Genomic DNA, 25,354 nt, shown 5'->3' with positions numbered 1-25,354 from the left:
GGGGCAGGGGTATCGCGATCTATCGTGTTTGGGTACGCTGGTTCCGTGGACCTTCAGAAGCAGACCGCCGCCGCTCCCACACCGCCCACCCGGCTGCGCGCCTCGGACGCCGACCGCGACCGCGTCGCCGACATCCTGCGCGAGGCCCTGGCCGAGGGCCGGCTGACCGCCGACGAGCACGCCGAGCGCGTGGAGGGCGTGCTGGCCGCCAAGACGGTCGGCGAACTGGAGGTCTTCATCCAGGACCTGCCCGCCGCCCACGCCCGCCGCACGGCCCCCGGCGGCACCCCCGGCCGGCCCGACCGCAGCGCGATCCCAGCCGACCCCGACGACAACGTGATCGCGGTGTTCAGCAGCGCCAGCCGCCGGGGCCGCTGGCGCGCGGGCCGCCGTATCCACGCGTACGCGATCTTCGGAAGCGTCGAGATCGACCTCAGCGAGGCGCTCTTCGAGTACCAGCAGGTCATGATCAAGGCCTGGTCCGTCTTCGGCAACATCGAGGTGTACGTCCCGGAGAACGTGTCGCTGCGCGGCACCGGCGGCGGAGTCCTCGGCAACTTCGAGGTGGACGCCCTCGACTCGCCCGAACCCGACGCCCCCGTGGTCTACGTCGACGGCTGGGCGGTGCTCGGCAACATCGAGGGCCGGCCCAAGCGCGGCAGGCTCGTCGCGGACATCCTCGATCGCGTGCAGCGCAAGGTCGACAAGGGTTTGCGCAAACATCTGGGCCATTGACGGTCGTGAATCAGCGGTTCGGGACGCAGTGCATAGGCGCGCGCACAGCGGGTAGGCCTTGCTGCATCGTCTCTCGCTCGCGAAGCCGTCGTCAGGAGTAGACCCGTGCTGCAACCGCCGCATTCGTCCCTGCAGGTCGCCGCCGTTCCGGCCCAGCGGGTGCCAGCGCGCGACCAAGACGCTCCCTGGCACACCGAGGCGGTGTGCCGGCGTGACGAGGCCGGCCTGTTCTTCGCTCCCTCCAAGGAACCCACCGCCGCCCGCCTCTCCCGCGAAGAGGCCGCGAAGCGGGTCTGCGCCCGCTGTCCCGTCATGGTGGAGTGCCGGGAGCACGCCCTGCTCCAGCCCGAGCCCTACGGCGTCTGGGGCGGCCTCACCGCCGCCGAACGCCGGGTCGTCCTGGCCCGGCGCCGCCGCCGCGACATGGAACTGAAGAAGGCGGCCAGGTCGTCGGGCCGCATAGCCCAGGCGGGCTAGCCACCGTCCCAAGCCGAAGTGGGCGCCCCCCTCCGCACCGGGGGACGCCCACTGTCGTGTTCTTGCTTTCATGGGCGCGGGGAACTGCGCGACAAGCCACGATGCACCCGCACCCGCCGACGCACCGCGCCCCCACCACCAGCCGCTACTTGGCCCGATCGAAGTCGACGGCGCTGTAAGCCCGCAGCTTGCTGAGCCGGTGCTCGGAGTCGATCCGCCGGACCGTGCCCGACCGCGAGCGCATCACGATCGAGTCGGTCGTCGCCGTCTCCGACCGGTACCGCACCCCGCGCAGCAGCTCGCCGTCCGTGATCCCGGTGGCGACGAAGAACACGTTCTCGCCCTGGACCAGGTCCTCGGTCGTCAGCACCCGGTCGAGATCGTGCCCCGCGTCGACCGCCCGCTGCCGCTCCTCGTCGTCCTTGGGCCACAGCTTGCCCTGGATGGTGCCGCCGAGGCACTTCACCGCACAGGCCGAGATGATGCCCTCCGGCGTACCGCCGATGCCGAGCAGCAGGTCGATGCCGGTGCCCTCGCGCAGCGCCAGGATCGAGCCGGCCACATCGCCGTCGGAGATCAGCTTGATGCGCGCGCCGGTGTCCCGGATCTCCTTGATGATGCCCTCGTGCCGCGGCCGGTCCAGGATGACGACGGTGACGTCCTCCGGGGTGGCCCGCTTGGCCTTGGCGACCCGTCGGATGTTGACCTCGACGGGTGCGTTGATGTCGACGAACTCGGCCGCCTCCGGGCCGGTGACCAGCTTGTCCATGTAGAACACGGCGGACGGGTCGAACATGGCGCCCCGCTCGGTGGCCGCGAGGACCGCGATCGCGTTCGGCATGCCCTTGGCCGTCAGCGTGGTCCCGTCGATCGGGTCGACGGCGATGTCCACCTCCGGCCCGGTGCCGTCGCCGACGCGCTCACCGTTGAACAGCATCGGCGCCTCGTCCTTCTCGCCCTCGCCGATGACGACGACGCCGTTCATCGAGACGGTCGAGACGAGGGTCCGCATCGCGCGTACCGCGGCCCCGTCGGCGCCGTTCTTGTCACCGCGTCCCACCCAGCGGCCCGCGGCCATCGCGGCGGCTTCGGTCACGCGGACCAGTTCCAGGGCGAGGTTGCGGTCGGGGGCCTCGGAAGGGACATCGAGCTCGGACGGCAGATGATGATGCTCGGTCATCGGAGCGCACCTTTCTGATACGACGACGGCCGGATGAGGGTTCGATCCTCGACTCTATCGTCAGTCCGACAAAATGAGCAGGGGACCCCACGGATGAGCGGACCGGGCACCTGCGACGATAGGGGCGTGGCAGGTTCGAACGGCAAGCAGAAGACGGCCCGGGACATGGTTCTCTCCCTGGGCCTCATCGTCATCGCGGCATATGTGATCTACCTCTTCGTCCCGCACGACGAGACCGCTCCCGACGTCCAGCGGGTCGACTACCGTGTCGAGCTGCTCACGGCCCGTCGAGCGGCGTCGTACCCGGTGGCTGCGCCCGAGGGCCTGCCCGAGAGCTGGAAGGCGACCTCCGTGCGCTTCCGGGGAGCCGAGTCCGACTCCTGGCACCTCGGCTTCCACGCTCCCGACGGGGAGTACGTCGCGGTCGAGCAGTCCACTCAGAAGCGCGCGGACTTCATCGAGCAGGCGAGCCAGGGCGCCAAGGCGACCAAGGTCACCGAGGACATCGCCGGCCGCACCTGGACGCGCTACACCGGCGGCCGTTACGACGCCCTCGTCCTCCAGGGCACCGACGGCTCGACGACGGTCGTCGCGGGTACGGCGTCCTTCGACCGTCTGACGGAGATGGCGAAGGCGCTCAAGACGGCGTGAGCGCCCCCCGGTCGACCTGATCGACATGCGCAGGGGCCCCCGACCGACCGGTCGGGGGCCCCTGCGCATGTCTCGATCCGCTCAGACGGTGGTGACCACCTGGTCGTAGGCGAGGCGCGGGGAACGCGGGTAGGACGCGTCCGGGCCGGGCTTGCCGATGTTGATCACCATCAGCGGGGTGTGGTCGTCGTCGAGGAACTCCTTGCGGACGCCCTCGAAGTCCAGGCCGGTCATCGGCCCGGCGGCCAGGCCGGCGGCGCGGATGCCGACGATGAAGTACGCGGCCTGGAGGGCGGCGTTCATCCCGGCGGCACCCTCGCGGGCCGCGCGCTGGGCGAAGAACAGGTCCTTGGCCTGCGGGAAGGCCGGGAACAGGGTCGGCAGCTCCTCGTGGAACTCGTTGTCCGCGGAGAGGATGGCGACCAGCGGGGCCGTGGACGTCTTGGCCTTGTTGCCGTCGGACATGTGCTGGACCAGCCGCTCGCGGGCCTCGGCCGAGCGGACGAGGGTGATGCGCAGCGGGGTCTGGTTGAAGGCGGTCGGGCCGAACTTGACCAGGTCGTAGATCGCCTGGATCTGCTCGTCGGTCACCGGCTCGTCGGTGAAGGTGTTCGCGGTGTGGGCCTCGCGGAACAGCAGGTCCTGGGCGGTGGGGTCAAGAACGAGAGACATGCGTGGACTTCCTAGGGTGGGGCGCCTGACTCCGTTCCGGACCGTGGTCCGGATCGGCTGATGTCGACGACCGTACGCCAGGAGAGGTTCAAGTTTCAACCAAATGCGGGGGGCGGTGACCCGCCTCACAGCGGCACCCCGCCACCGCCGTGCTCACTCGCCCTCCGCCGCCCCCTCCTCGGCCAGCGCCGCGTCCAGCCGCGCCCGGGCGCCCTCCAGCCAGCGCCGGCACACCTTGGCCAGCTCCTCCCCGCGCTCCCACAGGGCGAGCGACTCCTCCAGCGTCGTACCCCCCGCCTCCAGACGTCGTACGACATCGATCAGCTCGTCCCGGGCCTGCTCGTACCCGAGGGCTTCCTCAGCCTTGCTCGTCATGCGGTCCTTCCCTCTCCTCGACTCGAACGGTGAACTCGCCCTCGGCGACCCGCGCGCGCAGCACCTCGGCCGCGTCCACCTCGCCCGGACCCCGCACCACATGCCCGTCGGCCCGCTGGAGCACCGCGTACCCCCGCTTCAGCGTCGCGGCCGGCGAGAGGGCCACCACGCGCGCGTGGGTGTGCGTCAGCTCGGAGTCGGCGCGGTCCAGCAGATGCCCCAGCGTGCGCCGGGACCGCTCGACGAGCGAGGTGACCTGATCGGCGCGCTCCTCGACCATCCGGTGCGGATCCTGGAGCACCGGCCGCCCCAGCGCGTGCGCCAGGCCGCGCTCCTCCCGCTCCACGAACGCCTGCGCACACCGCCGCGCCCGCCCCCGCAGCATCCGCACCCGCTCCAGCTCCTCGCCGACGTCCGGTACGACCTTCTTCGCGGCGTCGGTGGGAGTGGAGGCCCGCAGATCGGCGACATGGTCGAGGAGCGGATTGTCGGGCTCGTGCCCGATGGCCGAGACCACCGGCGTACGGCAGGCGGCGACCGCCCGCACCAGCTGCTCGTCGGAGAACGGCAGCAGATCCTCCACACTGCCGCCGCCCCGCGCCACGACGATCACATCGACCTCGGGGATCTCGTCCAGCTCCTTCACGGCCTGGACGACCTGCGTCACCGCGTGCACTCCCTGCACGGCGACATTGCGCACCTCGAAGCGGACCGCGGGCCACCGGTGCCGGGCGTTCTCCAGCACATCGCGCTCCGCGGCGGACGCCCGCCCGCACACCAGCCCGATCAGCTGCGGCAGAAAGGGCAGCGGCTTCTTCCGGTCGGCCGCGAACAGCCCCTCCGCCGCCAGCGACTTCTTCAGCTGCTCCAGCCGGGCCAGCAGCTCCCCGACCCCCACCGGCCGTATCTCCACGGCCCGCAGCGACAACTGCCCCCGCGGCGCGTACCACTCCGGCTTCGCGTGGACGACGACCCGGGCGCCCTCCCCGACGACGTCCGCGACGGTGTCGAAGACCTGCCGGTAACAGGTCACGCCCACCGAGATGTCGTGCGAGGGATCCCGCAGCGTCAGGAACACGACGCCCGCCCCCGGACGCCGCGACAACTGGGTGATCTGCCCCTCGACCCACACGGCGCCGAGCCGCTCGATCCACCCCCCGATGAGCCGGGACACCTCGCCGACGGGCAGCGGGGCGTCCGCGGACGTGTTCACAGCCATGCGACCGAGCGTATCGGCAGGCACCGACAACGCCGCCGACCGCTTGCGACGGGCGCGAGGCGGTACGGCGGACGGCCTTACGATGGGACACATGACTGCTTCGCCAGCCCGCCGCCGTGTCCTGCTCGCCGCTCCCCGGGGCTACTGCGCGGGTGTGGACCGCGCCGTGATCGCCGTCGAGAAGGCCCTGGAGCAGTACGGGGCCCCGGTCTACGTCCGGCACGAGATCGTCCACAACAAGTACGTCGTGCAGACCCTGGAGAAGAAGGGCGCGATCTTCGTCGAGCGGACCGAGGAGGTCCCGCCGGGCAACATCGTGATGTTCTCCGCGCACGGGGTCGCCCCCGTCGTCCACGAGGAGGCCGCGCGCGGGCGGCTCGCCACGATCGACGCGACCTGCCCCCTGGTCACCAAGGTCCACAAGGAAGCCGTCCGCTTCGCCCAGGACGACTACGACATCCTCCTGATCGGCCACGAGGGCCACGAGGAGGTCATCGGCACCTCCGGCGAGGCCCCCGACCACATCCAGCTCGTCGACGGCCCGGGCGATGTCGCCAAGGTGGAGGTCCGCGACCCCTCCAAGGTCGTCTGGCTGTCCCAGACCACCCTCTCGGTCGACGAGACCATGGAGACGGTCGACGCCCTCAAGGAGAAGTTCCCGCAGCTCATCTCCCCGCCGAGCGACGACATCTGCTACGCCACGCAGAACCGTCAGCTCGCCGTGAAGCAGATGGGCGCCGAGGCCGAGCTGGTCATCGTGGTCGGCTCGCGCAACTCCTCCAACTCCAAGCGGCTCGTCGAGGTCGCCAAGCTGGCCGGCGCGCGCGCCTCGTACCTGGTGGACTTCGCGAGCGAGATCGACGAGGCGTGGCTGGAGGGCGTGAGCACGGTCGGCGTCACCTCCGGCGCCTCCGTCCCCGAGGTCCTCGTCGAGGAGGTCCTCGCCTTCCTCGCCGAGCGTGACTACGACGACGTCGAGCTGGTCAAGGCAGCCGACGAGCACATCATCTTCTCGCTGCCCAAGGAGCTGCGCCGCGACCTGCGCGAAGAGGCGGCGGCGCTGGTGGCGGCGCGCGGCGGCAGCGGCGCCGAGGCCTCCCCGGGCGCCCCGGAGGCCGTCTCGGGCGAGTGACGGTCAGTCGTCCGTCGTAACGTAGGGCCATGCAGATCTTCGGCGTGGACATCGGCGGATCAGGGATCAAGGGCGCCCCTGTGGACCTGGACAAGGGCGACCTTGCCCAGGAGCGCCTCAAAGTGCTCACCCCGCATCCGGCGACGCCCGATGCGGTGGCGGACGGCGTCAAGGAAGTCGTCGAGCACTTCGGCTGGACGGGACCGGTCGGCCTCACCTTCCCCGGTGTGGTCACCGGTGGCTCCCACATCCGTACGGCGGCCAATGTCGACAAGGCCTGGATCGACACCGACGCGCGCGCGTTGTTCAGCGAGCGGCTGGGCGGCCTCCCGGTGACCGTCGTCAACGACGCGGACGCGGCGGGCGTCGCCGAGATGGCCTTCGGCGCCGGCCAAGGCCGCGCGGGCACGGTCGTCCTGCTGACCTTCGGCACGGGCATCGGCAGCGCCGTCTTCACCGACGGCGTGCTCGTCCCCAACACCGAACTCGGCCACCTCGAACTGAGCGGCCACGACGCGGAGAAGCGGGCCTCCAGCAAGGCCAAGGAGGACCACGAGCTGACCTGGGAACACTGGGCCCGCCGCGTCACGAAGTACCTCGCCCACGTCGAGATGCTGTTCTCCCCGGAGCTCTTCATCATCGGCGGCGGAGTCAGCCGCAAGTCGGAGAAGTTCCTCCACTACATCGAGGGCATCACGGCAGAGATCGTTCCGGCCCAGCTCCAGAACAACGCGGGGATCGTGGGGGCGGCGATGAGGGCGTCCACGGGGGGCGGCCGGGCGGGCTGAGGCCGTTGACGGACCCGCCCGCATCGGATCGGATCAGATCAGATCAGATCGGTCAGGAGGCGCGGCCCGAGGGGCGTGCGCCCCGGCCCGCGGTCGTGGTCCGGCGGCGGGCCGTTGCTCTGCGCACGCCCCGTACCAGGACGGTCGCGGCGGTGAGCAGCGTGCCGGCGTAGAGCCAGCCGGCCTGGGTGGCCAGTGCCGTGGCCAGCCCCATCAGCCGGGCACCGAGCCCGTCCTCCGCGACGACGGGGAGCAGCCCCATCGCGAAGGCGATCGGCACGACGACGGGCGCCGCCAGCAGATCTCCCGGGCGCACCCACAGCGCGACCAGCAGACACACCGGCAGGAACAACACGCCGTACACGGTCAGCGCACTGCCGAACAGCAGCTCGTCCACACCTCCGACCGCGAACATCACCACCCCACCGAACAGCCCGCTCCCCAGCCCGGTCAGCCGGGGGTTCGACCACCGCCCCCCGACCGCTCCGGCGGCCCTGACCGACACCGGAGGCACACCGGAGGAAGGGGAAGGACGGCCGACGGGGGAGGGGCGGCGCACCGGGGAGGAGCGCTCGTGGGGGAAGGGGCCGCTGGTGGGGGAAGCGCGGTGCGTGGGGGAGGGGCGCTCGTGGGGCAAGGGGCCGGTGGTGGGGGAAGTGCGGCGTGTGGGGGAGGAGCGCTCGTGGGGCAAAGGGCCGCTGGTGGGGGAGGGACGCCCGCCGGGGGAGGATCCGCCGCCCGGGGAGGGCCGGTCACCAGGAAAGCGCCCGGCACCCGGGAGGGGACGGTGGCCTGGGACGGGGCGGTCGCTTGGACGTGGGCCGTCGCTTGGACGTGGGCGGTCGCTTGGACGTGGGCCGTCGTTTGGACGCGGGCGGTCGCTTGGACGTGGGCCGTCGTTTGGACGCGGGCGGTCGCTTGGACGTGGGCCGTCGTTTGGACGCGGGCGGTCGCTTGGACGTGGACCTTCGTTTGGACGCGGGCGGTCGCTCGGACGTGGGCGGTCGCTTGGACGTGGGCGGTCGCTTGGACGTGGGCCGTCGCTTGGACGTGGGCCGTCGCTTGAAAGTGGGCCGTCGCTTGAAAGTGGACGCTCGCTTGGACGTGGACGCTCGGTTGGACGTGGACGGTCGCCGGGACCGGGTTCGCCCCCCAGGGAGGGGCGGGCGTCCGAGGAAGGCCGCCGGCCGTAGGCGGCAAGCGGGCCGGCGGACGGCCGTACACCCCCGGTCGCCCCCGCATCCCGAGCCTTCGCCCCGGTCCTCACCCCCGACGGGGTCTCCCGGGCCGTCTGGGGTGGCAGGGGCGGTGGCGAAGGCGGCTCGCGGCGCGTCGTGCTCTGCGGGGGGCGCGTCCTGTGTTGCTCCACTGCACCAACTTAGGTCGGTTTATGTGCCGAATCGGGTGTCGGACACGCCGAGGAGCGGACGGTGGCCACGCGTTCGACGGGACCGCAGGCCCGGTGCCCGGCACGCCGTAAACTGGTGGATCGGTCGGCCTCTCGGCCCGCCCCCGGCCCTCTCACCACGGGAACCGGCCCCCTGGCCCTCTGACTACGGGAAGTCGCAACGTGTCGCTCACGATCGGAATCGTCGGTCTGCCGAATGTCGGCAAGTCGACCCTGTTCAACGCCCTGACCAAGAACGACGTGCTGGCGGCCAACTACCCGTTCGCCACGATCGAGCCGAACGTCGGCGTGGTCGGCGTCCCGGACGCCCGCCTCACCAAGCTGGCCGAGATCTTCTCCTCCCAGCGGATCCTCCCGGCGACGGTCGACTTCGTCGACATCGCCGGCATCGTGCGCGGTGCCTCCGAGGGCGAGGGTCTCGGCAACAAGTTCCTGGCGAACATCCGTGAGTCCGACGCGATCTGCCAGGTCATCCGTGCCTTCAAGGACGAGAACGTCGTGCACGTCGACGGCAAGGTCTCGCCCAAGGACGACATCGAGACGATCAACACCGAGCTGATCCTGGCGGACCTCCAGACGATCGAGAAGGTCCTCCCGCGCCTCCAGAAGGAGTCGCGCATCAAGAAGGACGTGGCCCCCAAGGTCAAGGCCGTCGAGGAGGCCAAGGAGATCCTGGAGAAGGGCGACACGCTGTTCTCCCAGGGCATCGTGCAGGGCGGCGAGCGCGCCGAGCTCCTGCACGACCTGCACCTGCTCACCACCAAGCCGTTCCTCTACGTCTTCAACGTCGACGAGGACGAGCTGACCGACGACGGCTTCAAGGACGAGCAGCGCGCCCTGGTCGCCCCGGCCGAGGCGATCTTCCTCAACGCCAAGCTGGAGCAGGACCTCGCCGAGCTCGACGAGGCGGACGCCATGGAGCTGCTGGAGTCGGTCGGCGCCGAGGAGCCCGGCCTCGCGACCCTCGCCCGCGTCGGCTTCGACACCCTCGGCCTCCAGACCTACCTCACGGCCGGTCCCAAGGAATCCCGCGCCTGGACCATCAAGAAGGGCGCGACGGCCCCCGAGGCGGCCGGTGTCATCCACACCGACTTCCAGAAGGGCTTCATCAAGGCCGAGGTCATCTCCTTCGCCGACCTGGTGGAGACCGGCTCGGTCACCGAGGCCCGCGCCAAGGGCAAGGCCCGCATGGAGGGCAAGGACTACGTCATGCAGGACGGCGACGTGGTGGAGTTCCGCTTCAACGTGTGATCAGACGTTCCGCGTGCCGGTGAGGGGCCGAACTCCTGGGGAGTTCGGCCCCTTCGGATTCGCTCGGATGCCTCTCCCCGCCGACAGGCTGTGGACGTCGCTCGCAGGAACCCCCGGCGCCGGCTCAGCGGTTCGGGATCGGGCCGGTCACCTCCGCCGCGTAGCGGGTCAGTGAGCGGCCGTACGAGGGCAGATGGCCGGCGAGTGCGCCGAGTGCGAGTGCCGCGGCCTCCCGTTCGCGGCCGAGGTCGACGAACGTCAGGGCGAGGAACGCGGTGACCGCGTCGTCGAGGTGGTCCGAGGTCCGCTCGCGCTCCGCGATCAACAGCTCGGCGCCGCTCTCCGGCCGGCCGAGGGTGCGCAGCGTACTCGCCAGCTGGATGACCGCCTCCCGTCGGCGCGTACCGTCCAGGCCGCCGTCCAGGGCCGCCCGGTAGAGGGAGACCGCGCTCTCACCCAGGTCGGTCGCGTCGTCGGCGGAGGCGAGCTCGAACGCCGCGACGGGGTGTCCCTCCGGCAGTTCGTCGGTCAGCGCCTTGATCCTCGAGCGGAAGTCCGCCGCGTCGTACTCGTCGAAGGCGGCCCACAGGGCGGCACACCGCTGTTCCCACTCCGCCGTGATCTTCATGGTCATCGTCCCAGCTTCGCAGAGGCCCTCAGCCCGCAGACCTCAGCCCACAACCCTCAGCACCCTTCAGCCGGACTTCCGTCACCCCTCGCTCCCCACCCCCGGAATCCGCAGCCGCGCCTCATAGCCACCGCCCGCCGTGGGACCCGACGTGAAGGTGCCGCCCAGCAGGTCGGCCCGTTCGGCGAGGCCGATCAGGCCCTGGTGGGAGCCGGGGAGGGGGAGGGAGGGGCGGGTGGGGGGTGTGTTCGTGATCGTCACGCCGAAGGCCGTGCGGTCGGGGGTCCGCCAGAGGCGGACCGTCGCGGAGGCGCCGGGGGCGTGCTTGCGGACGTTGGTGAGGGCTTCCTGCACCGTGCGGTAGACGGTCCGCTGGGCCGTGGTGCCGACGTCCGGCGGGAGCGCGCCGGTCAGTTCGGCCTCGATGCCGCTCGACGTGACGAGCCGGTGCAGATCGGCGAGCGTGGGCTGCGGGGTGAGTTCGGTGGCGCGGCCCCCGGAGGCGCGCAACAGGGTGACCATGTGGCGCAGTTCGTCGAGCGTGTCGACGCTGAGCGAGCGGATCGTGCGGGCGGCGTCCCGGCTGCCGGCGTCGGCGGCGGCGACCTGGAGGGCACCGGCCTGCACGGCGATCAGGCTCACCTGGTGGGAGACGACATCGTGCATCTCCCGGGCGAGCTGGGCGCGTTCACGGGCCAGGACGGCCTGGGAGTGCAGGAGGCGTTCGTGCTCGCGCGCCTCCTCGATCTCGGCGAGCCGGCGGGCCAGGTCCCGGCGGGCCTGGACGAGCTGGCCCAGCAGCACCGGGGCGGCGGCGGTGGCGAGCGTGTAGAAGAAGTAGACCAGCGTCCACGTGCGCTCGTGCGAGGAGAGCTCGGCGAGCGGCCAGGGCGTGGCGGAGGCCACGGCGAACAGCAGCGCGCACCCGACGAGCAGCCGCCGGTCGCGGGAGCGTTCGGCCAGCGTGAACAGCGCCGCGAACGGCGCGAACACGATGTCCAGCACGAGGCTCGAGGGCAGGGCCAGCAGGAACACCGGGAACGGGAAGCGGCGCCGCACGGCGAGCGCGGCGCAGGCCAGTGCGCCCATGGACCGCTCCACCGGGCCGGCGCCGTCCAGGTTGAGCAGGATGTCCACGACGGCGACCGCGACGACCAGCGCGTCGACCGCCGGAGCGGGTATCCGCGCCCACCACGCCCCGGGCGCGGTCATCGCCCGGACCCCGGGCGCCGCCGTCCGGCGTCGAGCAGCCCCGCCCGCTGCGCCAGCAGTGCCGCCTGCACCCTGCTGGCGACCCGCAGCTTGGTCAGGATCGCGCTGACGTGGTCCTTGACGGTGCCCGCGCTGAGGTGGATCCGGGTGCCGATCTCGGTGTTGGACAGTCCCTCCGCGATCAGCACGAGCACCTCGCGCTCGCGCTCGGTGAGCCGCCCGACGCGGGCCGTCTCCGCGTCGTCGGCGACCGCCGTCCCGGGGTGGTCGCGCCAGACCGCGCGGGACGCCTTCGGCGACAGCACGACCCCGCCCGCGGCCAGCGTGCGCACCAGCTGGGCGAGCTGGTCGGGCTCGGTGTCCTTGAGCAGGAACCCGGCCGCGCCGGACTTCAGGGCGGTGACGATGTACTCGTCGGCGTCGAAGGTCGTCAGCATCGCGACCACCGGCGGCACGGGCTGGAGGCGCAGCTGCCGCAGCACCGTCAGCCCGTCCACGTCCGGCATCCGGATGTCGAGCAGCACGACGTCGGGAGCGGTCCGCCGTACGGCGTCGACCGCCTCCGCGCCGGTCGTGGTCGCGACGACCTCGATGTCGTCGGCCGCGCTCAGGATGAGCTGAAAACCGGAGCGCACCAGCGCCTCGTCGTCCACGACCATGACCCGGATCACACGTGCCCCGCCTCGCCGTACCTGTGCGCACGGCTGCGGCCGTACGCCGATGTCGCTGTCCATGTCGCTGTCGGTGTCGATTGTCACCGGTCCGACCGTAGAACGGGACGTGCCGTCCGCGGTGGGACGCGAAGGGTGTTCCCGCCACTCGGGGGGAGCGGTCCAGCCGGACGGGGGGTGCGGAAGCACCGGATGGCGGGACGGGACCGGACGGTCGCCGGATACTCCGGGCCGCAGCCCGATTCCAGCCTGGAACGCATGAACCCGAACCCCTCCGACACGGCGCACACGCCACGCCCGGAACCCGCCCCGGAACCCGCCCCGGACCCCGTCGCCGCCCCCGCCCCCGCCCGGCTCCCGGTGGGCCGCCTCATCGGCGTCGACCTGGCCCGCGGTCTCGCGGTCTTCGGGATGTACGCCGCCCACGTCGGCCCCGACCCGTCCCGCGGCGGGATCACCGGGCACCTGATGGAGCTGGCCCACGGCCGCGCCTCCGCCCTCTTCGCCTTCCTGGCCGGCTTCTCGATCATGCTGATCACCGGCCGCCGTACGCCGAGGACCGGCCGCGCGGGCCGCCAGGCGGTCGCCAAGGTCGTGATCCGCGCGCTGGTCCTGCTGGCGCTGGGCACCGCGCTCACGCTCACCGGCACCCCGGTCGAGGTGATCCTCGCCTTCTACGGCCTGTACTTCCTGCTCGTCCTGCCCCTGTACCGGCTCGGCGCGCGCCCGCTCGCCGTCGTCGCGGCGGGCACCGCCCTGGTCATGCCGCAGCTCCTGTACATCGTCCAGCACGCGCTCCCCGCGGACGGCGCCCAGGGCGTCTGGGCCTGGCCCGCCGGCGGCGACGGCATCGTCTCGCTGCTCTTCACCGGCAGCTACCCGGCCCTGACCTGGCTCCCCTTCGTCATCGCGGGCATGGCCGTGGCCCGCCTCGACCTCACCGACGCCGTCGTCCGCACCCGCCTCGCACTCACCGGCGGCGCCCTCGCCGTCCTCGGGTACGGCGGCTCCTGGCTCGCCCTGCACCTGGTCCCCGGCGCCCTGACGAAACTGAGTGCCGCCGCCTGGGGCGACGGGGGATCGGCCGCGTCGGCCTGGTGGTCCGACACCTGGGGCTACCCCGACGGCAGCACCCCGGCCGGGCTGCTGGTCGCCTCGCCGCACAGCGAGACGACCCTGTCGGTCCTCGCCAACACCGGTGTCGCGATCGCGGTCCTCGCGGCCTGCCTCGTCGCGGTCGACGCCTTCCCGCGCTTCCACGCCCTCGCCCGCCCGGTCATCGCGGTCGGCTCGATGTCCCTGAGCGCGTACGTCTTCCACATCGTCGGCATCCGTCTCCTCGGCATCGAGGAACTGCCCGGCTCCCCCCTGCACGTCCTGCTCGGCTTCGTCGTCGCCGTCACCGTGTTCGCGACGCTCTGGTCCCGCTTCTTCCGGCGCGGTCCGCTGGAGTGGCTCCTCGGCCGGACGACGAAGGCCGCCGAACTGGTGCGGTGAGGCCGACGCCCCGGCTCGCGGGCGAGGCTCGGTCACCCACCCCGCCGACAGGACCAGCCCGCTCGCCCGGTGCACGGCGAGGAAGCCGAAGGGTCGGTCGAGGACGGCGCGGACGACGACGGCCGTGGCGGTCCGGCAGGCGGAACGGGCCTGAGCGGGTCCTGGCCGACGCCGGGGAAGTGTCCCGCACCCGCTCCCGCACCACGCGCAGCCCGGGCCCCGCCTCACCGGGCGGAAGCCGCCCACCGGGTACGGCCGTGAGCCGGCCCCCGAGGATGTCCCCCCCGCCGCCAGCACCTGCCCGGCGTCATCGGCTCCTCCCCGAGCAGCAGATGGACGTCCAGCCCGTTCGTGCCCCGCACCCGGGCTCGGTGACGGCATCGAGATCGGTGGTCGTCCGCCGAAGCCCCGCCACGTCCTCACCGGACGGCGGCCCGCCCACCCGGACGCGGATGTCCCCGGCGAACGGCTTCTCCCAGTCCGTCCGCGGCGCCGACGCCGACGCCGGCACCAGCGCGCTGTCCCGGTCCAGCCGAGAGGCCCATGACTCCTCCAGCTCCACCGTCCGAGCCGTCCACAGCCCGAGCGCGGCCTCCACGAGGAACGCGAGCAGTGGCCGGAGCCCGACCGCGGAGAACACCGTGTCGACCAGGAGGGTCGCACGCATCAGAAGTCCTCGGGTCCCTGAGGGCCCTTAGGGTCCTCAGGGTCCTCAGGGACCTCGGGGTTCTCGGGGTCCTCGGGGTTCTCGGGGTCCTAGAAGTCCTCCGAGTCGTAGGGGTCTTCGGTGAGCCGTTCGGGGTCCGCGACCCACCCCGCCGCGAGCACCAGCCGGGAGTGGCGGTGCAGGGCGAGGAAGCCGAACGGGCGGTCGAAGCGGGCCCGGACGGTCGTGACCAGCCATCGCGTGCGCGGCACACCGCAGCCGACCGCGCCGAACGCCGTCACCACGCCCGCCTCGAAGCCCGTCGCGCCGAACCTCGCCACTGCCGACTGCCCGCCCGACTCGATGGCCAGCGGCTGGGTGCCGCTGATGCCGGGGAAGTGACCGTGCAGAGTGTCGCGGGCGGTGGTGAGGCCGAACAGCTCGTGCTGTCGCAGCAGATCGTGACCGGCGGCGACGTCGAACGCCGGTGTCGTCACCCTCAGCGTCGGTGGATCGGGCGTCTCGGAACGCTCCCTCGCCACGTACACGCCGGGCCCCGCCGCGCCGTACGGGAGCCGCGACCCGGGCACCACCGGGTACCGTCGGGAGAGCAGCCCCACGCCGGCGCCCAGCACCTGGCCCGGCGTCATCTGCTCCTCGCCGAGCAGCAGATGGACGTCGAGGGCGTTGTCGCCGAGGACCTTCAGCTCGGTGACCTGGCCGTCGGGGGTGTCCGCCACCCCGAGCCGGTCCGGCAGCGCGCTCTCCCGCGTCAGGCTCAGCACGTCCCCCTCGGGCCAGTACGGGGTGTCCAGCAGACCGCCCTCCTGGAAGGGCCGCAGCCAGCGGGTCCGCAGGGCCAGCGCGCTCGCCAGCACCAGCTCGGTGCGGTCCGTCACCGTGACCGGCATCGCCTCCACCAGCCCGCCGGTCCGCTTCGCCGCCCACGCGTCCAGCGCCGCCCGGTCGGCCTCGGCGTCCCCGGTGAGCACCCCGTGCGCCCCGGTGGGCAGCCCCGCCGCCCAGGACTCGCGCAGCTCGAGGGTCCGGTTCGTCCACAGGCCCAGGGCCGGGTCCAGCCCCCGCATCGCGTCCATCCCGGCGAGCAACCCCCGTGCCGCGCCCGCCGCCTGATCCGCCGGCACCCCGAGGGCGTCCGCCAGTTCCTTCCGCGCGGCTCCCTCGGCGCCGTCCGCGAGGAAGGCCAGCAGGGGCCAGACGCCCGCCGCCGAGAAGACCGAGTTCCCGTCCGCGCGGATCTCTCCGGCCCAGCGCGCAGCAAGCGCGTTCACCGCCCGAATCGTCGCGTTCGCGCCCTGCATTCCGCCCCCATGAGTCACACGCTTACGATGCCGCCCAGTCGCGTCCGTCGCATCCGAGTTCCGTACCGCTGTCGGACCCCGCTGCCAGACTGCCCGCACCCCGCCCCGATCCGTCCGAACCAGGAGCACGGTACTCGTGTCGATACCCCCGCCCCCCGGGCCCCAGCAGCCCGAGGACCCGTACCGGCCTCCGCAGCCGCACGGACCGTATCCGCAGGGGCCGTACCCCCACACGCCGTACGGCCCCTCGCCGTACCAGGTCTGGGGGCAGGGGTACACCCCCTTCGCCCGGCCCGCGCCGGTCAACGGGGTCGCCATCGCCGCCCTCGTGCTGGGGCTGCTCTGCTTCCTGCCGGCCGTCGGGCTGATCCTCGGGATCATCGCGCTGGTGCAGATCAGGAAGCGGGGCGAGCGCGGCAAGGGGATGGCGATCGCGGGCGCGGTCCTGTCCTCCCTCGGCCTCACGCTGTGGGCGCTGTCGCTGTCCACGAACGTCGCCTCCGAGTTCTGGGAGGGCGTCAAGGAGGGCGCGAGGGGCACCAGCTACTCGCTCGCCGAGGGCGACTGCTTCGACGTGCCGGGCCGCTTCGACCAGGACGTCTACGACGTCGACGAGGTGCCCTGCTCCGACCCGCACGAGGGCGAGGTGTTCGGCACGATCCCGCTGTCCGGCGACGACTACCCGGGCGACGGATACGTCACGGACCAGGCCGAGGACAAGTGCTGGACCCTCCAGGACGCCTACGCCATGGACCCCTGGGCGCTGGGCGACGAGGTCGACGTCTACTACCTGACGCCGACCGAGGACAGCTGGCAGTGGGGCGACCGCGAGATCACCTGCGTCTTCGCCCACACCGACGAGACCGGCACCCTGACCGGTTCGCTGCGCGCCGACGAGACGAACCTGGACGCCGACCAGGTGGCCTTCCTGAAGGCGATGGCCGCGGTCGACGTGGTCCTCTACGAGGAGCCCGACGACTACGCCGAGGAGGACCTGGACGCCAACAAGGCCTGGGCGGCGGACGTCCGGGACGCGCTCGCCGAGCAGGCCGGGGCGCTGGGCGGCCACACCTGGGCCGGTGACGCGGGGAAGCCGGTGGACGCGCTGGTCGAGGACATGCGGGACGCGCGGGCGGCCTGGGCGAAGGCGGCCACCGCGGGGGACGCCGACACGTTCTATCTGCACTACGACAGCGGCTACGCGTACGTCGACGGCGACACCACCGTCGCCGCCCGCAAGGCCCTGGGCCTGGCCACCACCCCGCCCTCGTACGACGAGGACGGCGCCGGCGCCGGCTCCGGCACCGGCGGGAGCGACCGCCAGGACGTGTGAGCGCGGCCATAGCGGGGAGAAACTGCCTGCGTAAAGCCTTTCCGGGGCACATGTCATCACATCGAGTGATTCTCTGGCCTTTGCTTGCATGGTCGAACCCACGGTTGCCACGCTGTAGCTGTCTGTACAACCTGATGGGAGCGGCCAGTGACATTCGGTGAGCAGCCGGCGTACCTGCGTGTCGCGGGCGATCTCCGCAAGAAGATCGTGGACGGCTCGCTGCCACCGCACACCCGGCTGCCGTCCCAGGCCAGAATCCGCGAGGAGTACGGCGTCTCGGACACCGTCGCCCTGGAGGCCCGCAAGGTCCTGATGGCCGAGGGCCTGGTCGAGGGCCGCTCCGGATCCGGTACGTATGTCCGCGAGCGGCCGGTGCCCCGCCGTATCGCCCGCTCCGGCTACCGGCCCGCGAGCGGGGCCACACCGTTCCGCCAGGAGCAGGCCGAGGCGCACGCCCGCGGGACCTGGGAGTCCAGTAGCCGGCAGTCCGAGGCGAGCGGCGCGGTCGCCGAACGGCTGGGCATCAAGGCCGGGGACCGGGTGATGTGCACCAAGTACGTCTTCCGGGAGGCCGGCGAGACGATGATGCTCTCCACCTCCTGGGAACCCCTCGCCGTCACCGGCCGTACGCCCGTCATGCTGCCCGAGGAGGGCCCGCTCGGCGGCATGGGCGTGGTCGAGCGGATGCGCGCCATCGACGTCATCGTGGACAACGTGACGGAGGAGGTGGGCGCCCGCCCGGGCCTCGCCGAGGAACTCCTCGCCCTCGGCGGCGTCCCCGGCCATGTCGTCCTGGTCGTCCAGCGCACGTACTACGCCTCGGGCCGCCCCGTGGAGACGGCCGACGTGGTCATCCCGGCCGACCGCTACCGCGTCGCGTACCACCTGCCCGTCAGATAGCCCGTTCGGTCCGCCCGCTCGGCCTGCCCGCTCGGCGGGATGGCCGGGGTGCGTGGGGGACGGCCCTCGGCCGTCCTTGCGGTAGCGCATCGCGGCGGGCGGCGCACACCCTTCCGGCAGTTGCCCCCGGAAAACGCCCGCACACAGCGCGCCCGCCCGCCGTCGGGATTCGGTCGTTTCCGGCCGTTCTCGCAGGTCGTCCCATATATGCCCGACCCGCCGCCGACCGGACGCGTCAGCGCGCCCGCACGGCGCGTTCGGTCTCGTGCGCCCCCTGCGTCTTGGCTGGTTGCGTACCTCTTTGTGCAAAGCCGTGTTCGCTGTGTAAAGGTAAGGCGTACGCTCGGGCATATGCGGATTGCGGTTTCCTTAGAGGGCGGGGCACGGGCCGTGCCGTGCCGGGGAAGCGGAGGGGCACGATGAACGAGGGCACCATCTCTCTGCCCTGGCTCGTCATACGGCAGGACGACAACGGCAATCGCTACCGCGTGGGCCGGTACGCCACCCGGGCGGAGGCGCAGAAGATCGCCGACAGCCTCGACGACCGTGGCCACAAGCAGCTCTACTGGGTCGAGCGCATCGGCCAGAGCCAGGCCCCGAGCGGAGACAGCACGCGGAACTGACCCGCGCCGGGGTCCCGTAGGCTCCGGCGCATGACCGAACGGACCGTGGTGGTCGGAGCCGCCCTCCTCGACGCGGGCCGGCTGCTCGCCGCGCGCCGCAGCGCACCTCCCGAGCTGGCCGGCCGCTGGGAGCTGCCCGGCGGCAAGGTCGAGCCCGGCGAGCGGCCCGAGGCGGCCCTCGTGCGCGAACTGCGCGAGGAACTGGGCGTCGACACCGAGGCCGTCGAGCGCGTCCCCGGCGAATGGCCCCTCAGGGCGCCCTATGTGCTTCAGGTGTGGACCGCCCGGCTGTGCCCCGGCTCCGCCGCCCCCGCACCCCTCCAGGACCACGACGAGCTGCGCTGGCTCACCCCCGACGAGATCTGGGACGTGCCCTGGCTGGACCAGGACGTCCCCGCCGTACGGGAGACCCTCACCCGGCTCACGGCCCGGCCCCGCTGACGCGGGCCCGCCTTCCCCGGGTGTGCGGGCGGTACCGCCCCCTGGATATCGGGTATGTCCTCATTAACCCCATGAAACCGGACGTGGGTCTACTCGCTGGCCGGGGAAGTGATCGGTGTGGTCGACACCGAAGACGGCTGGGCCGAGTGGACGTTCCCGGCGGACCCCGGGGCGGTGGCCACCGCCCGCCGCGTCGTCCGGGGCCGGCTGCACGGCTGGGGCCTCGACAGCCTGGGAGACATCACCGCCCTGCTGGTCAGCGAGCTGGTGACCAACGCCCTGCGGCACGCCACCGGCCCCATCGGCGTCCGTCTGGTCCGCCCGGCCGGCCTCGAGGGCGTCCTGCTGGTCGAGGTCTCCGACCCGCTGCCCGACCCGCCCCGCGAGCGCGCCGCCCGGCCCGAGGACGAGAGCGGCCGCGGACTGCAACTGGTGGCCTCCTCCTCCCGGCGCTGGGGAACCCGGCCGGGAGCGAGCGGGAAGACGGTCTGGTTCGAACTCGCGGTACCGGGCTGACCGCGTGTACGGCGGGCCCTCCTCCGTCACCCGTGCGGTGCCCGTCGGCGACCGGTCACGGAAGGTGTGGTTCGACCACGTGCCCGCTGGTTAGAAGACTGGGAGTGTGGTCGCGGAACGGTCCAAAAAAAGCCTGGACCGTGCTGTGATCGTGAACACCGTGTCGTGCGGCGCCGTAGTGCTGGATACTGCGGGCAGCCGCCGCCGGTGACCGGTGCCGGGCGCGGTGAGCTGGAGGGGACGGTTCGCGTGAGCGAGATACCAGCGAAGGCCACGGGGTCCGAGGACCCGTCGGGCGGCGCGAGGGCCAGGGCCGCAGGGGCGTTCGCTTCGGACGCGTCCCCGGCTTCCGACCGTGCGTACGACGGACTCGCGGACGGCGGGGCGGCACCGGGGGACGCCGTGTGGCAGAGCAGCCCGCCCGGCTCCATCTACGACTACATCAAGGTCGCGTCCTTCTCGATCGGCCCCGACGGGCTCGTCGACCAGTGGAGCCTGCGCGCCGAACAGATCTTCGGCATCTCCGCGGACCGGGCCGTCGGCATGGACCCCATCGAGGCGTTCATCGACCCGGATCTGCGCGAGCGCGGCGAGCGCAAGATGGCCGAGATCCTCGACGGACGGGAGTGGACCGGAGTGGTCCCCTTCCGGATGCCCGACCCCGTGCCCGGCGGCGGGCGCGGCGAGCGCGGGCTCGCCGAGGTGTACGTCATGCCGACCCGCGGCCTCGACGGTGACAACGCCGCCGTGTGCATCGTCGTCGACGTCCGCACCCTGCGCAGCATCGAGACCGACCTCGCCGCCTCGCAGGCTATTTTCGGCCAATCCCCGTTCGGCTTCCTGCTGATCGACCCCGACCTGCGGGTCCGCCGCGCCAACCAGCGGTTCGCCTCCATCTTCGGCGGCAGCCCCGACGACCACCGGGGCAAGGGCGTCCACGACTATCTGCCCCGGCCCGAGGCCGAGCGGGTCAGCGCCACCCTGCGCCGGGTCCTGGAGACCGGCGACTCCATCACGGACATGCACGTCACCGGTTTCGTGCCGGGCTCCGACGAACGCCGGCACTGGTCCATCAACCTCTACCGCGTGCACAGCGGCACCGGCCGCCCCATCGGCATCGCCTGGCTCGGAACCGACATCACCGCCCGCCGTGCCGCCGCCCGCGAGGCCGCCGCCGCACGGCGCAATCTCGCTCTCCTGAACGAGGCGGGCGCCCGCATCGGGAACTCCCTCGACCTGGAGACCACCGCGCGCGAACTCCTCGACGTCGTCGTGCCCGGCTTCTGCGACCTCGCCACCGTCGACCTCTACCAGGGACTCCTGGCCGGCGACGAGACCCCGCCCGGTCTCGCCGACGGCAGCGCCGAACTGCGCCGGGTCGCCTTCTCCTCGGCCGTCTCCGACGCGCCGTACTCGGCCACCGGCGCGCCCGTCGCGGTCGGTGCGGTCCACCACTTCCCCTTCAACTCGCCCTGCGCGGACGCCCTGCGCACCGCGCGCCCGCAGGCCATCCCCGGCGAGGACGGCGGGCTCGTGCAGTCCACGCTCGCCATTCCGATGGTCGCCCACGACACCGTCGTAGGACTCGCGCAGTTCTCCCGTACGAAGGGCAGCGAGCCGTTCGGGGACCGGGACCGGGATCTGGCCTGGGAACTCGCGGCACGGGCCGCCGTCTGTATCGACAACGCCCGCCTCTACCGGCGTGAGCACGAGCGGGCGTTGATACTGCAGCGGTCCCTGCTGCCCCCCGGCGACCCGGTCGCCTCCGGCCTCGACATCGCCTGCCGCTACCTCCCGGGCCATGTCTCCACCGGCCGGCCCAGCGAGGTCGGCGGCGACTGGTTCGACGTCATCGAACTCCCCGGCCACCGCACCGCCCTGGTCGTCGGCGACGTCATGGGCCGCGGGCTGCGCGCGGCGGTCGCGATGGGCGAACTGCGCACCGCCGTGCGCACCCTGGCCCTGCTCGACCTCGAACCCGCCGAGGTCCTCTCCGCGCTGGACGAGATCGCGCGCGGACTCGGCACCCCCGGCGGCGTCCAGCAGGCCACCCGTGCCGCCCGCCGTCCCCGCGAGGCCGACCTCTCCGAGGTGTACCTCGCGACCTGCGTGTACGCCGTCTACGACTCCGTCACCCGCCGCTGCACCTTCGCCAACGCGGGCCACCTCCCGCCGGTGCTGGTCGAACCCGGCGAGCCGGCCCTCATGCTCGACGTCCCTCCCGGCATGCCGCTCGGTGTCGGCGGCGAGCCCTTCGAGGAGGTGGAGGTCGACCTCCCCGAGGGCGCGCTGCTCGCCCTCTACACGGACGGCCTCGTCGAGTCCCGCGACCACCCCCTGGACGAGGGCCTCCAGGCCTTCGTCGGCGCCCTCACGGACCCCACCCGCCCCCTGGAGGACGTCTGCGACCACGTCCTCAACACCCTCGACACCCATCACGGCGAGGACGACATCGCGCTGCTGATGGCACGTGTACAGGGCCTCCCCGAGGACTCGGTCGGCGACTGGACCCTCCCGCGCGAGCCGCGCAGCGTGGGCCGGGCGCGCGAGTACGCCCGTACCCGGCTCCTCTCCTGGGACCTCGAACCCCTCGTCGACACGACGGAGTTGCTGGTCAGCGAACTCGTCACCAACGCCCTGCGCTACGGCGAGGGCGAGATCCGCCTCCGCCTCCTCCTCGACCGCACCCTGGTCTGCGAGGTCTGGGACGCGGGTCTGGTCCAGCCACGCCGCCGCCGCGCCCGCGACACGGACGAGGGCGGCCGAGGCCTCCAACTCGTCGGCCTCCTCAGCGCGGCCTGGGGCTCCCGCCGCACCCCCCGAGGCAAGACGGTCTGGTTCGAACTCCCCCTCCCGGACGGCGAAATGGGCCTGACGGATCCGGCGGAGGCGTTGTTGAGTCTGTTCTGACTGCTATGCCTCAGGTCGGGAATTCACCGAGCCAGGCACGCTTGAGCAACTCGCCGGGGATGTACTCGGATTCGACCTCGATGGGGAATCCGGCATCGTAGGCGAGGCAGGCGACGGCGAGAGGGCCGAGTGCCAGGTAGCCATCGACCGTCTCTTCGCGTTCCTCTGACGCCGTCCAGAACGATTTATGCAGTTCCAAGGCCTCGAAAAGGGCTTGCCGGAAACCTTCGTGGTCCTTGCGGAGGAAATACTGGAACAGATTGATCGGCTGATAAAGGATCTTGTCCAGCAGTTCCCGGTCGGCGATGCGTACGACTTCCGGTTCGGAAGCCTGGATCGCTGCGATCAGCTTCTCGCCCAATCCCGGGCGTTCCGACCAGTACGTCTGGAGGGCGTCGATCCAGTGATAAACGTAATCGTCGTATTCGACTCCTGACGAGCGCAGGAATCCGACCGGAATCTCGCACAGTTGGGTCATGCGGGTCTGTTCACGGCAGACAACCGCCAACCAGAATGCGGTGAGCCAGTTTCCTGCATTCGTGTAGTACTGCGGACCGGTTGCCGGGACGGTTCGCACCACGTCCGCGATACGGCACTCGATGGCGCCCTCCGTCCGCACCGCGGCGGCGAATGCCGAGGAATACACCTGCATCGCGGTGACGGTGGCTTCCCAGGTGCGGAGATGCGAGGCGTCCGGATCGACCGCCAGGCGGGCGCGGAGGTAGGTTTCCGCGCCTCCCATCGCCCCGTCGAACATGCTGGGCGAGCTTTCCAGGACGGCGATCGTCCGCTCCAGTCCCTCGCCCAAGGTCTGTGCGTACGCCTCGTCATCGGGCCCGGGGCTGCCGTGTCGGATCACCCTCGCTGTCACTGAAATCTCCCGTCACCCGATGTTGAACTGCTGCTTCTCGTAGCCAGCGTACAGACCGCCGTCGACCTTGCCCTTGACGAGAATGTAGTCCACCTTGCCTTCGGCCAGAGCAATCTTCAGATCCGCAGCGAGCCGTGCCTCACTCGGATACTTTCGGCCTCTGCTCTCCATCTTCTGGATAATGTCCATGAAGTATTCCCTTGTGCCCTGCATGGCGGCTCTCTTGCCGTCGAGATAGGGCACGTCCCTCTTGCCCAGCTTGGTGTCGATTGTCGATTTGGCCTCGACGACGACGAACCTTCCGTCCTCGCGGCGCCACAACTGATCGAACTGGTCGTTGCCGTTCGCCGGGCCATGCAGAGTCTCCCGGACCGAGTTCGGGTAGAGCTCTGGAATCACCTGGTGTTCCGCGACCGCTTCGCCGAAGGCCTCGGCGGCCTTGGTCCGTTCGTTCATCGCGGACTTGTACTCGTTGCCGGCTTCGTGGAGCGCCTCGTGCGAGTCGTCCCAACCCCCGATGATTTCCCTGTGGTTCTCGGCGCTCTTCGAATAGTCGATCGAGCTCCTCCGATGCGCTGCGGCCTCATCCAGATGTCGGAGCGTCTCGTCGTTCAGCACCTGATGCCGGCCGCGACTCACTTCGGCACTGTCGATGTACTTTTCGGGGATGGGGGGCGGTGCGTCAGAGGCCGCGGTCTTCACCCCGGTGACGGGATCGACGTGCATCTGAACGGGGGCGTAACCACTCTCGTCCGGGATGTTCGTTCGGAGTCGACGGCCGTCGTCGTAGTAGTACTTTTCGTAGTAACCCGGTTCGTGATTAGCCCGATAGACCTGAATTTCCTTGATCTGCTCGGGGGTCAGCGAATCCTTCGGACCGTAGGGATTGTCGCCGTCCCGCATGAACTCAGGGCGCTCCGGGGCGGCGGTGTGGTGGTCGGGCGTAGTGGCATCGTCGCCCAAGCCGTCCGCGTGGTCGAGGGCGTCGTCGCCCAGGCCTCCCAGGTCGTCCAGGCCGCCGCCCGGAGGGGTTTCCGGGGTGTGGCCGGGGAGGTCGTGGCCGCCGGTGCCCGGGAGATCGTGGCCTGTGCTCGGGCCGGTTTCGGTGGTGTGGCCGCCGGGGGCGTGGTCGCCGGTCGATGTTCCCGGGATCGCGTTGTCCCCGGTGCTCGCCGGTGCGGGGGTGTCGATGCTGTTTCGTGGCATGTTGTCGCCCACGCCTCCGCCCGGGAGGTGGTCCGCGGTGCCGCCGGGGAGATGGTCGCCCGTGTGGGGTGTGGGTGTGTTGTCGGCGGTGCGTCCGATGTCGCCGAGGTGGGTGTCCAGGCTGTTGCCCAGGTTGATGTGTTGTGCCCCGGACTCCGCCGCGTGGGTGCCGGCGCCGACGAGGGCCGGTTCCTTGGCCGGGGTGTCGACCCGGGGGGTGTCCGCACCGGACGCGGGGTTCTCCGGTTGGTCGACGATGTCGCCGGGGCCGTCCTCCGCGGACTTCAGGACGGTGCCGTTCTCGTCGAGGAGGTTGCCGTGGGGGTCGTAGTAGCGGGCCGGGGCGCCCGCGTCCGTGGGGAGTTTGACCGAGCCCTCGGGGATCGCCGGGGTGTGGTCGGGCAGTTTGAAGTTGCCGTCCGGGAGCTTGGTCACGCCCTCCGGGATCGCCGCGCCCTCGGGCAGGTGGATCGTGCCGTCGGGGAGGTGGACCGTCCCCTCGGGGAGCGTGATCGCGTTCTCGGGCAGCTTCGGGATCTCTATGTTCCCCATGCCCTTCAGGGCCTTGCTGATGTCGCCGATCTTCGACAGGCCCGCGCCCGCGCCCTTGGCGATGTACGTCATCGGGTCGATCACGCGACCCGCCTTGCCCGCCACCGACAGCACCTTCGCCACCGCGCCCGCCTTGCC

24 protein-coding genes and 1 pseudogene are annotated in these 25,354 nt (G+C 71.6%); 13 read left to right on the top strand and 12 right to left on the bottom strand.

The genetic code is table 11. The annotated features are described in order from the left end of the window. The first annotated feature begins 45 nt into the window (after positions 1 to 45). Complete coding sequence (locus ABZ490_RS35140; RefSeq protein ID WP_358999548.1) at positions 46 to 735, top strand: DUF1707 domain-containing protein; 690 nt, start codon at positions 46 to 48, stop codon at positions 733 to 735. Between the two features lie 105 nt (positions 736 to 840). Further along, entirely contained in the window at positions 841 to 1,212 is a 372-nt protein-coding gene (locus ABZ490_RS35135; protein ID WP_358999546.1) for a WhiB family transcriptional regulator, read from the top strand. 145 nt (positions 1,213 to 1,357) lie between these two features. Here the strand turns inward: ABZ490_RS35135 and glpX are convergent, their stop codons facing one another. Further along, the gene (glpX, locus tag ABZ490_RS35130) at positions 1,358 to 2,392 is read right to left on the bottom strand and encodes a class II fructose-bisphosphatase (protein ID WP_358999543.1); all 1,035 of its coding nucleotides are present in this window, start codon (positions 2,390 to 2,392) and stop codon (positions 1,358 to 1,360) included. Positions 2,393 to 2,518: 126 nt separating this feature from the next. Here glpX and ABZ490_RS35125 point away from each other — a divergent pair, with 126 nt between their 5' ends. After that, positions 2,519 to 3,043: a DUF4245 domain-containing protein gene (locus ABZ490_RS35125; RefSeq protein ID WP_358999540.1), complete on the top strand. Its 525-nt coding sequence runs from the start codon at positions 2,519 to 2,521 to the stop codon at positions 3,041 to 3,043. 81 nt (positions 3,044 to 3,124) lie between these two features. Here ABZ490_RS35125 and ABZ490_RS35120 read toward each other — a convergent pair whose 3' ends face one another. The 3 genes from ABZ490_RS35120 to xseA all read right to left on the bottom strand — a co-directional run bounded on the left by ABZ490_RS35120 (position 3,125) and on the right by xseA (position 5,309). Continuing rightward, positions 3,125 to 3,715 carry a malonic semialdehyde reductase gene (locus tag ABZ490_RS35120; RefSeq protein ID WP_358999538.1) on the bottom strand — a complete coding sequence of 197 codons (591 nt, stop codon included), beginning with the start codon at positions 3,713 to 3,715 and terminating at the stop codon, positions 3,125 to 3,127. A 153-nt stretch (positions 3,716 to 3,868) separates the two neighbouring features. Continuing rightward, on the bottom strand, positions 3,869 to 4,090 hold the full coding sequence (locus ABZ490_RS35115) for an exodeoxyribonuclease VII small subunit (protein WP_358999535.1): 222 nt from the start codon (positions 4,088 to 4,090) through the stop codon (positions 3,869 to 3,871). Further along, complete coding sequence (gene xseA, locus ABZ490_RS35110) at positions 4,074 to 5,309, bottom strand: exodeoxyribonuclease VII large subunit (protein ID WP_358999532.1); 1,236 nt, start codon at positions 5,307 to 5,309, stop codon at positions 4,074 to 4,076. Before xseA ends, ABZ490_RS35115 begins: the two co-directional genes overlap by 17 nt. Positions 5,310 to 5,391: 82 nt before the next feature. On the opposite strand from xseA, the gene ABZ490_RS35105 reads away from it, so the two are divergent. Beyond that, positions 5,392 to 6,441: a 4-hydroxy-3-methylbut-2-enyl diphosphate reductase gene (locus ABZ490_RS35105; protein ID WP_358999529.1), complete on the top strand. Its 1,050-nt coding sequence runs from the start codon at positions 5,392 to 5,394 to the stop codon at positions 6,439 to 6,441. Positions 6,442 to 6,470: 29 nt separating this feature from the next. Continuing rightward, the gene (gene ppgK, locus ABZ490_RS35100) at positions 6,471 to 7,229 is read left to right on the top strand and encodes a polyphosphate--glucose phosphotransferase (protein ID WP_358999526.1); all 759 of its coding nucleotides are present in this window, start codon (positions 6,471 to 6,473) and stop codon (positions 7,227 to 7,229) included. Positions 7,230 to 7,281: 52 nt separating this feature from the next. Here ppgK and ABZ490_RS35095 read toward each other — a convergent pair whose 3' ends face one another. After that, the gene (locus ABZ490_RS35095; protein WP_358999766.1) at positions 7,282 to 7,743 is read right to left on the bottom strand and encodes a DUF6542 domain-containing protein; all 462 of its coding nucleotides are present in this window, start codon (positions 7,741 to 7,743) and stop codon (positions 7,282 to 7,284) included. A gap of 1,056 nt (positions 7,744 to 8,799) precedes the next feature. Here ABZ490_RS35095 and ychF point away from each other — a divergent pair. Beyond that, positions 8,800 to 9,888 (top strand): redox-regulated ATPase YchF, encoded by a 1,089-nt coding sequence (gene ychF, locus ABZ490_RS35090; RefSeq protein WP_358999523.1) that lies wholly within the window; start codon positions 8,800 to 8,802, stop codon positions 9,886 to 9,888. Between the two features lie 124 nt (positions 9,889 to 10,012). On the opposite strand, the gene ABZ490_RS35085 is transcribed toward ychF, so the two are convergent. The 3 genes from ABZ490_RS35085 to ABZ490_RS35075 form a co-directional block, all read right to left on the bottom strand. Next, the gene (locus tag ABZ490_RS35085) at positions 10,013 to 10,522 is read right to left on the bottom strand and encodes a tetratricopeptide repeat protein (protein WP_358999521.1); all 510 of its coding nucleotides are present in this window, start codon (positions 10,520 to 10,522) and stop codon (positions 10,013 to 10,015) included. A gap of 75 nt (positions 10,523 to 10,597) precedes the next feature. Further along, the gene (locus ABZ490_RS35080; RefSeq protein WP_358999518.1) at positions 10,598 to 11,728 is read right to left on the bottom strand and encodes a histidine kinase; all 1,131 of its coding nucleotides are present in this window, start codon (positions 11,726 to 11,728) and stop codon (positions 10,598 to 10,600) included. Next, the gene (locus tag ABZ490_RS35075; protein ID WP_358999764.1) at positions 11,725 to 12,387 is read right to left on the bottom strand and encodes a response regulator transcription factor; all 663 of its coding nucleotides are present in this window, start codon (positions 12,385 to 12,387) and stop codon (positions 11,725 to 11,727) included. Before ABZ490_RS35075 ends, ABZ490_RS35080 begins: the two co-directional genes overlap by 4 nt. A gap of 270 nt (positions 12,388 to 12,657) precedes the next feature. Here ABZ490_RS35075 and ABZ490_RS35070 point away from each other — a divergent pair, with 270 nt between their 5' ends. Next, positions 12,658 to 13,896 (top strand): DUF418 domain-containing protein, encoded by a 1,239-nt coding sequence (locus ABZ490_RS35070; protein WP_358999515.1) that lies wholly within the window; start codon positions 12,658 to 12,660, stop codon positions 13,894 to 13,896. A 307-nt stretch (positions 13,897 to 14,203) separates the two neighbouring features. On the opposite strand, the gene ABZ490_RS35065 is transcribed toward ABZ490_RS35070, so the two are convergent. Continuing rightward, complete coding sequence (locus tag ABZ490_RS35065) at positions 14,204 to 14,563, bottom strand: hypothetical protein (RefSeq protein ID WP_358999512.1); 360 nt, start codon at positions 14,561 to 14,563, stop codon at positions 14,204 to 14,206. A gap of 89 nt (positions 14,564 to 14,652) precedes the next feature. Continuing rightward, on the bottom strand, positions 14,653 to 15,864 hold the full coding sequence (locus ABZ490_RS35060) for a serpin family protein (RefSeq protein WP_358999509.1): 1,212 nt from the start codon (positions 15,862 to 15,864) through the stop codon (positions 14,653 to 14,655). 136 nt (positions 15,865 to 16,000) lie between these two features. Here ABZ490_RS35060 and ABZ490_RS35055 point away from each other — a divergent pair, with 136 nt between their 5' ends. From ABZ490_RS35055 to ABZ490_RS35030, 6 genes are all read left to right on the top strand, one after another. Beyond that, the gene (locus ABZ490_RS35055; RefSeq protein WP_358999506.1) at positions 16,001 to 17,197 is read left to right on the top strand and encodes a DUF4190 domain-containing protein; all 1,197 of its coding nucleotides are present in this window, start codon (positions 16,001 to 16,003) and stop codon (positions 17,195 to 17,197) included. A 147-nt stretch (positions 17,198 to 17,344) separates the two neighbouring features. Further along, positions 17,345 to 18,097 carry a GntR family transcriptional regulator gene (locus ABZ490_RS35050; protein ID WP_358999503.1) on the top strand — a complete coding sequence of 251 codons (753 nt, stop codon included), beginning with the start codon at positions 17,345 to 17,347 and terminating at the stop codon, positions 18,095 to 18,097. 419 nt (positions 18,098 to 18,516) lie between these two features. Further along, complete coding sequence (locus ABZ490_RS35045; RefSeq protein WP_358999500.1) at positions 18,517 to 18,720, top strand: SPOR domain-containing protein; 204 nt, start codon at positions 18,517 to 18,519, stop codon at positions 18,718 to 18,720. 30 nt (positions 18,721 to 18,750) lie between these two features. Next, positions 18,751 to 19,161 (top strand): (deoxy)nucleoside triphosphate pyrophosphohydrolase, encoded by a 411-nt coding sequence (locus ABZ490_RS35040; RefSeq protein ID WP_358999497.1) that lies wholly within the window; start codon positions 18,751 to 18,753, stop codon positions 19,159 to 19,161. Between the two features lie 108 nt (positions 19,162 to 19,269). Next, on the top strand, positions 19,270 to 19,677 hold the full coding sequence (locus ABZ490_RS35035; protein WP_358999494.1) for an ATP-binding protein: 408 nt from the start codon (positions 19,270 to 19,272) through the stop codon (positions 19,675 to 19,677). A 249-nt stretch (positions 19,678 to 19,926) separates the two neighbouring features. Then, entirely contained in the window at positions 19,927 to 22,587 is a 2,661-nt protein-coding gene (locus ABZ490_RS35030; RefSeq protein WP_358999491.1) for a SpoIIE family protein phosphatase, read from the top strand. A gap of 10 nt (positions 22,588 to 22,597) precedes the next feature. On the opposite strand, the gene ABZ490_RS35025 is transcribed toward ABZ490_RS35030, so the two are convergent. Both ABZ490_RS35025 and ABZ490_RS35020 read right to left on the bottom strand, forming a co-directional pair. Then, positions 22,598 to 23,395 (bottom strand): immunity 49 family protein, encoded by a 798-nt coding sequence (locus ABZ490_RS35025; protein ID WP_358999488.1) that lies wholly within the window; start codon positions 23,393 to 23,395, stop codon positions 22,598 to 22,600. A 75-nt stretch (positions 23,396 to 23,470) separates the two neighbouring features. Continuing rightward, positions 23,471 to 25,354: pseudogene (locus ABZ490_RS35020) on the bottom strand (hypothetical protein); the annotation flags it as partial.

The sequence above is a fragment of the Streptomyces sp. NPDC005811 genome (genome assembly GCF_040630405.1).
In the GTDB taxonomy this organism is placed as follows: Bacteria; Actinomycetota; Actinomycetes; order Streptomycetales; family Streptomycetaceae; genus Streptomyces.
The sequence above is the reverse complement of the archived record's forward strand: the minus strand, read 5'-3'. Positions and strand labels throughout refer to the sequence as shown.

Bases quoted from the DNA above. Each gene is read 5' to 3' on its own strand.
- glpX (WP_358999543.1), bottom strand. From the start codon at position 2,392: ATGACCGAGCATCATCATCTGCCGTCCGAGCTCGATGTCCCTTCCGAG.
- ABZ490_RS35120 (WP_358999538.1), bottom strand. From the start codon at position 3,715: ATGTCTCTCGTTCTTGACCCCACCGCCCAGGACCTGCTGTTCCGCGAG.
- ABZ490_RS35115 (WP_358999535.1), bottom strand. From the start codon at position 4,090: ATGACGAGCAAGGCTGAGGAAGCCCTCGGGTACGAGCAGGCCCGGGAC.
- xseA (WP_358999532.1), bottom strand. From the start codon at position 5,309: ATGGCTGTGAACACGTCCGCGGACGCCCCGCTGCCCGTCGGCGAGGTG.
- ABZ490_RS35105 (WP_358999529.1), top strand. From the start codon at position 5,392: ATGGGACACATGACTGCTTCGCCAGCCCGCCGCCGTGTCCTGCTCGCC.
- ppgK (WP_358999526.1), top strand. From the start codon at position 6,471: ATGCAGATCTTCGGCGTGGACATCGGCGGATCAGGGATCAAGGGCGCC.
- ABZ490_RS35085 (WP_358999521.1), bottom strand. From the start codon at position 10,522: ATGACCATGAAGATCACGGCGGAGTGGGAACAGCGGTGTGCCGCCCTG.
- ABZ490_RS35080 (WP_358999518.1), bottom strand. From the start codon at position 11,728: ATGACCGCGCCCGGGGCGTGGTGGGCGCGGATACCCGCTCCGGCGGTC.
- ABZ490_RS35075 (WP_358999764.1), bottom strand. From the start codon at position 12,387: ATGGTCGTGGACGACGAGGCGCTGGTGCGCTCCGGTTTTCAGCTCATC.
- ABZ490_RS35070 (WP_358999515.1), top strand. From the start codon at position 12,658: ATGAACCCGAACCCCTCCGACACGGCGCACACGCCACGCCCGGAACCC.
- ABZ490_RS35065 (WP_358999512.1), bottom strand. From the start codon at position 14,563: ATGCGTGCGACCCTCCTGGTCGACACGGTGTTCTCCGCGGTCGGGCTC.
- ABZ490_RS35060 (WP_358999509.1), bottom strand. From the start codon at position 15,864: ATGCAGGGCGCGAACGCGACGATTCGGGCGGTGAACGCGCTTGCTGCG.
- ABZ490_RS35045 (WP_358999500.1), top strand. From the start codon at position 18,517: ATGAACGAGGGCACCATCTCTCTGCCCTGGCTCGTCATACGGCAGGAC.
- ABZ490_RS35040 (WP_358999497.1), top strand. From the start codon at position 18,751: ATGACCGAACGGACCGTGGTGGTCGGAGCCGCCCTCCTCGACGCGGGC.